General features: G+C 38.0%; 5 protein-coding genes. 3 read left to right on the top strand and 2 right to left on the bottom strand.

Annotation, left to right across the window (positions count from 1 at the left end):
• The 3 genes from AABK37_RS15755 to AABK37_RS15745 form a co-directional block, all read left to right on the top strand.
• On the top strand, positions 1 to 939 hold a 939-nt coding region (locus AABK37_RS15755; protein WP_432552503.1), incomplete at its 5' end, for an ATP-binding protein.
• 32 nt (positions 940 to 971) lie between these two features.
• Positions 972 to 1,511 carry a hypothetical protein gene (locus AABK37_RS15750; RefSeq protein WP_432552502.1) on the top strand — a complete coding sequence of 180 codons (540 nt, stop codon included), beginning with the start codon at positions 972 to 974 and terminating at the stop codon, positions 1,509 to 1,511.
• A gap of 141 nt (positions 1,512 to 1,652) precedes the next feature.
• The gene (locus AABK37_RS15745; RefSeq protein WP_432552501.1) at positions 1,653 to 3,662 is read left to right on the top strand and encodes an nSTAND1 domain-containing NTPase; all 2,010 of its coding nucleotides are present in this window, start codon (positions 1,653 to 1,655) and stop codon (positions 3,660 to 3,662) included.
• Here the strand turns inward: AABK37_RS15745 and AABK37_RS15740 are convergent.
• Entirely contained in the window at positions 3,651 to 5,480 is a 1,830-nt protein-coding gene (locus AABK37_RS15740; RefSeq protein ID WP_432552500.1) for a tetratricopeptide repeat protein, read from the bottom strand. The genes AABK37_RS15745 and AABK37_RS15740 overlap by 12 nt on opposite strands.
• A 476-nt stretch (positions 5,481 to 5,956) precedes the next feature.
• Entirely contained in the window at positions 5,957 to 6,514 is a 558-nt protein-coding gene (locus AABK37_RS15735) for a type I restriction-modification system subunit M N-terminal domain-containing protein (RefSeq protein WP_432552499.1), read from the bottom strand.
• Positions 6,515 to 6,559: the final 45 nt, after the last annotated feature.

Below are 6,559 nucleotides of genomic sequence, written 5' to 3'. Positions count from 1 at the left end.
CTAAAAGAAATTGGAGAATTTTTACAAACACCAGTAGAAATAGAACAATTCAAATTTTCCTTACCAATTGGAGAGATTACAGCGAAAACCAAAAATAGCCAACAACTACGATCTCGGTTAAGACAATACATGGAACCGCAAACCACGAAGATTTTGAATCTGCTCAATGAAGAAATTCTGAAAGTTGCCACACAGCAGCTAAAGCAGCATGGGCAAAAAGGGTTAGTGGTGATTGTAGATAATTTGGATCGGATAGAAAATAAAATACCGTCATTTTCAAACGAATCACTTCCCAAATATATCTTTGTTGACAGAGGAGAGCAGTTAAAACAAATTAATTGCCATGTGATTTACACTCTTCCCCTGTCTTTAACTTTTTCTAACGAGCAGCAAATGCTGCGACTTCGCTTAGGTGGAGGTACAAGCCCAATTGTATTACCAATGGTACCTGTGCAATTAAGAAATGGTAGAACACATAGCGACGGCATCGACCTACTACGACAAATGGTACTAGCTAGAGCCTTCCCAGATGTCCCATCAAAAGAGCAACTTGCTTTTGTAACAGAGGTTTTTGACAGCTTAGAAACGTTAGACCGATTGTGCTGTATCAGTGGCGGTCATGTGCGTAATTTGTTGGGAATGCTTTATGGTTGTCTGATGGAAGAAGATCCACCTATTTCTTACCGTGTCCTAGAAAGAGCAATTCAGACAGAACGCGATAGTTTACTGTTAGCCATCGATAATTCTGAGTGGGATTTGCTGTTTGAAGTAGCGAAAGAGCCAAAAGAACCAAATGTTAAGGGAGATTTAGAATTTCAAACTCTATTGCGAAGTCTGTTTGTTTTTGAATATCAAGATGAACAAGGGAAATGGTTTGGTTTAAATCCGCTTTTAATTGAAACGGAAAAATATAAGTTATGGAAGCAGCAAAATTCTTAATTTTGACTAAAAAAGCAAGTTGAGTTGCAATCATGGTTGAATCAAATAGATTAGAAGCGATTGCAGATGATAACGAACGCTCACTGAAAACTCTAGTAAGGGCAATTAAATTATCGCAGAGAAGATTTTCTCTAATTTTGGCGCACTGCAATTATAGCAGTTTGCGAGAGCAGATGCAGCAACAGCTGCATCAACGCAGCGAGGTCGAAATTCAAGAGCTACATTTAGAAGGCTCTTCCCAGGATCTTTATACTACTATCCTCAATTATTTTGGCGAGGAGCCAATCAATGCCTTGATGGTTTTAGGTTTAGAGTCTGTGGAGGATTTAGATAAACTGCTCTCTGCTACCAATAAGGTACGAGATCAGTTTTCTAGTTTTGGCTTTCCGGTAGTGTTGTGGGTAACGGATGTAATCTTAAAAAAGCTAGTGAGGATAGCTCCTGATTTTAAGAATTGGGCAAGTCCACCAATTCAATTTACGCTAAATAATGAGCAGTTGGATGATTTCTTGTGTCAAAAAGCAGAACAAGCCTTTGCTGAAGACCCCAACTTTACCTTAGATAGTGCTTAAATCCAAGCTGCTCAAAATGATTTAGAAAGTCGTAAATTTTAATTAGACGCAAAACTCAAAGCGAGTTTAGCTTTTCTGCTAGGTTGGATTGATTACAACAATAACCGAATAGATTCTGCCCTAAACCTTTATCAGCAAAGCTTGGATTTTTGGCAGCAAAGTCATGATGTTTATCGACAGGGTGTCCTGTTTTTATATCTCGGATTAGCTCATTACCGCCGTGGTAAAGAAAATTGGCAGGAAAGTAGGAATTCTATTCAACAAGGTTTAGATATTTTTGAGCAGAGCCAACGTCTAGATTTAGTTGCCAAACATATTGGCAAACTCAGCCAGATTCTCCGAGATTTGGAAGCTTGGGATGCTGTTTATATATTGGCACAAAAAGCACTCAGGCTACATGAAACCCATGGCGAACTAACTCAGCTAGCTCATGACTACGGTCTTCTAGCAGAAGTTGCTCTCAAGAATTGCCGTTGGGACGAAGCGAATCAACGGGCGCAACAAGCATTAAAATTTTTAGACGATAATCCTCAATTTTCTTCTCCAAATATAGGTTTGTACTACTGGATTTTAGCCCAGTCGCAGCAACAGCTAGGGGAAATTCAAAATGCCATCAGTAATTTAGAAAAAGCTAAAGAAAAAACTCAGCCCCAAGGCAACCCCACTTTTTACTTAAACATCCTAGACGAGTTGCGTTCGCTATATTTTTCTCAAGGGCAATATTTAACAGCCTTTAAACTGAAATTAGAACAAAGAGAAATTAAAAGCAAGTACGGGTTGCAAGCATTTATTGGAGCAGCACGATTGCAGCCAACATTCCAAGGAAGTAACCTATCCCAAATAACGGCGGAACAGCAAGCAGAAATAGCAGAGATGATTGCCAAGGCTTCCGGACGGCAGAAGGATGTTAAAGAACTCCTTGAACGTATCAAGCAGCCTAAACACAAACTAACGGTAATTTACGGGCCGTCAGGAGTAGGAAAAAGTTCTCTATTACAAGCAGGTTTAGTGCCAGCGCTACAACTAACTTCTTTTGAAGGCTGGGAATATTTCCCAGTTCTCATGCAAGTTTATACTGATTGGATGGAAACAGTAAGTAATCAATTATCTCAAGCATTAAACCAGCCCATCAATCAATTAAGCAATATTCAAGTCCTTACAGAACAATTGCGCTCAATGGAAAAGCATCGAATGTATGTCGTGCTAATTTTTGACCAGTTTGAGCAGTTTTTCTGTGATAATGAACAACCAGCCAGTCGGCGAGAGTTGTATGATTTTTTGCGTCTATGTTTAGAAGGAATTCCTTATTTGAAGGTGATTCTATCTCTACGAGAGGATTATCTTTACCACTTATTACATTTTAAGCGGACAACGACTCTAACTAAAGTTGATATAAATAATGAGGATATCCTCTACTACTTGGGCAACTTTTCTGAAGAAGAAGCCAAAGAAGTTATTCATAGCTTAACTGAACGCTCTAAATTTCACCTAGAGGATGATTTAGTTAATGCTGTAGTTCAAGATTTAGGAAGGGAATTAGGGGAGATCCGCCCCATTGAATTGCAGGTCGTGGGAGCGCAACTAGAAGCAGAGAAAATTACGCAATGGGCAGAGTATGACAAAAAAGGCCCCAAGGAAAAACTGGTAGAGCGATATTTAGAAGCAGTTGTCGCTGATTGTGGTTCAGAAAAATCAGAAAACAGACAAATCGCTTGGAAAATTTTGTCTTTATTAATAGACAATGATCAAGATACTCGACCCTTAAGAACTGAAAAAGAATTAGCAACTTTATTGCAACTTAGAGTAGAACAATTAAAATTTATTTTAGATATTTTTGCAGGTTCAGGTTTAGTCTTTTTTTTTAAAGGGTCTTTAGGAGGTCACTATCAACTAATTCATGATTATCTCGTCAAACCTATTCGTAAAAAGAAGGAGCTAGATTATGTTAATTTTATGACAGCAGCTGAACAAGAAAATATTCGTATCAAAGAACAGCAAAAGCGCAGTCTTAAACGAACAATTATTGCGGTTATTGTTTTGATACTTGGATTCGGTTTTGGCATGGAATATAGAAGAGCTGAACTAGAGAAATGCCAAAAAAATTCCCTCATTCATCAGCCAACTTTGAAGCCAGATTCTTTAAAAAGGTAGATTGTCTGATTGATTACGTAAGCTTTCCAGTTCTTCAGGTGTAAAGGGATTTTTTCCAGCACGGAGAGCATCTATCCAAGCTTGTCGTTGCAATTTTTCCTTGGGACTGCCGTTATTCCCATCCACAAATGCCTGGAAGTCCTCAATCGCCCCTTGAGTATCCCCAGTTAGTGCCCTAGCCAGACCGCGACTATCTAAATACTGTGGATTGCCAGGTGCAAATATCACTGCTTTATCACAGGCAAATATCACATCAGATGGATGATTATGCAGGCTACCCGACCAACAGAGTTCGTTCCAAGACAAAGCAGAGACTATGGCTGGATTGCTTTTTTCTGCCTCTTTATAAACGGCGACCGCTTCCTTTATTCTCCCCTGTGTTGCTAAACTTCTTCCTTCCTCAAGTTTGCTAATAGAACGAGAAGTATAAGAAGAAACGAGCGTGAATTGAATAATCAATATGAGGGTATAGATAAGAGCAATTGAATTAAGCAACAACCCTACAAGCGCGGATACCCTTCTGGAATTTTTTTGCAATACTCCATTAATTCCCAGTCCAATTCCAATCATAGATAAAGATGGTATAAAAAAGATAATTAATACCATCGGTAATATCAGTGCTGAAAGCAAGAAGATAAGAAAAGATGATAAAAATGGATTTGTGGATAAAGATGTCGGGAATGATGTTAGAAGAGTGAGCAGATTAGTACGGCTAGTCAGACCGATAATAAACAAAACAATATATAACTCAAATATTAAAACAAAAGGATAGATAATCACTAAGAAAATCGTTAAAGATGCTCTTCCAAATGCTGAACTACGCAATAGAGCTTGAGATTGCCTTATAGTTTCTCCAGAAGCAGTTAATTTGTGATAAACGAAAGCATAAGAAGCTATTTGTAATGGAGTGGTAATAAAAGTAGTTATGATAGGCAGTAAATAAATGACCGAAAAAGACAATAAACTAACTTCGCCTGTGAAGGAGGATGGTATTATAACGATAGAACTTATCAGAGATACGATTACCGATAATAAATTAATCAATAATAAGAGTAAGATGAGTTCTGGTTCAAAATTCTTAGTTACTGCAAAACTTTTTTTAATAGCCTCAATTGGACTTAGCCTTCTATCAAGAATAAAATAACTATAAAATTGCAACCTTATAGTCAATAAAATTCCAGGTATTATGAAAAATAGATAACCAAGTACAAGTAATACAAAATAAACAATAAAAGCAAATAAAAATTCTAAAAAAAGATTTAAATCCGAGAAAAGGTCAGAAACCTTGAATCGACCATTATCACATAACTTCAGCCCAATTCTAGTCGTTCCGATGCCTAGTACTATCTGGGCTAAGTAATTAGCAATACTAATAGTGAATTTAACTTGGGATGGGGATGCTTTTCCTATAATTGGGCTGTTAAATGCCTCAACTGGAAGGCCAAATACCTTACTTAACAATTCAATTATCGAGATTTGAAATGGTGGAATAAATAAGGTTACTAAGACTATTAAAATTCCCACAAAAAAATAAATGTTTCTGCGATTTGTCAAAGCATTTACAAATATTACAGATCCAAGCAGTAACTGTAATCCAAAAGAAGTACTGCGAATAAAGTTATTAAAATAGTTAAATAATTCTGAAGGAACTTTACCTCCTGCAAGTGAAAGGATTCCTTGTAAATTAATCAATCCTAATAACAAAAAGTTAAAAGATATCAAAAATAGTGACAATATTAGAAAGAAAACAAGATTTTTGCGCCATTTATCAAATCCGAATCGGATAGCTTCACCTACAGATAAGCTTTGGGCTGTCATACTAGATTTTCCTAATGTCTCATTTTTGAAACCTCTGGGGGGCGCAACTAGCAGTTGGGGGTGCAATGCGTTTTATCTCAGTTACTGACCCTCATCGAAACTGAGATTCCAACACAAAGTACTCAACTCAAAAACTTACACCCATGAATAGAATACAGGAAGACATCAAAAGATTCCGCAAAAGTCCAAAAATTTATCAGGAATTTTTTTAACAATATCTTCGCCAAAATTTAGAGGGTTAGGGCTAGATAAAAAAAGCTAAATTCCTCAGACGGTAAGGGTTTCACGCTTTTGAATTAGGGTTTAAACCCATAGCCCGAAACCCGCATTCTGCGGGCGTTCTAAAAAATTGGCGAAGGTATTGTTTTAAACCTCCATATTTCCCAGAGGGCATTGGTGGGGTTCAGCCGGGATCATACGTGATATGTTATGATAAAGTGCCTTTTGTCAATCAGTAAAAATACTCAAAATACCCTCTATGAGAATGATAATAGGGTGTGCGGAGAGGGGGGGGTAATGAATTCTCCCCCCTTCTGCCCCTCGGTCATAGCAAACTTACCGAGGAAATATTCGTAGATTTTCCCGAACGCATCCCCTGATAAATCGGTATCAATATCGATTTGGTTAAACTTTTTGAGCAGTTCGACCAACAAGGTGTTTTCAAAATAGTTATAATTTCTCGGCAGAATGTTCTTCAGTTCCTCATTTTCTGCCTCAATTGCCCGCATCGCCTCGTTAATTTCCTTACCAATATCTGCCCCTTCCGGTAAGTTGATCAACCGAGAGAATCTCGCTGACTCCGGCAGATACATCACCCCCCTGGCTTGATAATCAGCCTTGGTAATGCCCCTGCGCCCACTCCCCTTGTTTTTTAACGCCTTTTCTGCTTGGGTAAACTTCCAGTCCGCAAAGCGAAGAAAAATCAACCCCAATACTGGCACAGAGTATTCAGAAGACTTTAGCTTGGAGTTAGCCCTTAGTTCATCAGCAGCGTCCCATAAGCGTTTTTCTAGTTCTGTAGTGTTAGCGGGCATAAAGGAAGGGTCACAAAAACTAAGCAAATTTTTTGATTATAGGAT

Origin of the sequence: Tolypothrix sp. VBCCA 56010 (genome assembly GCF_050875635.1) — a bacterium.
GTDB lineage: Bacteria > Cyanobacteriota > Cyanobacteriia > Cyanobacteriales > Nostocaceae > Hassallia.
This window is presented reverse-complemented; position numbering and strand designations above follow the sequence as displayed.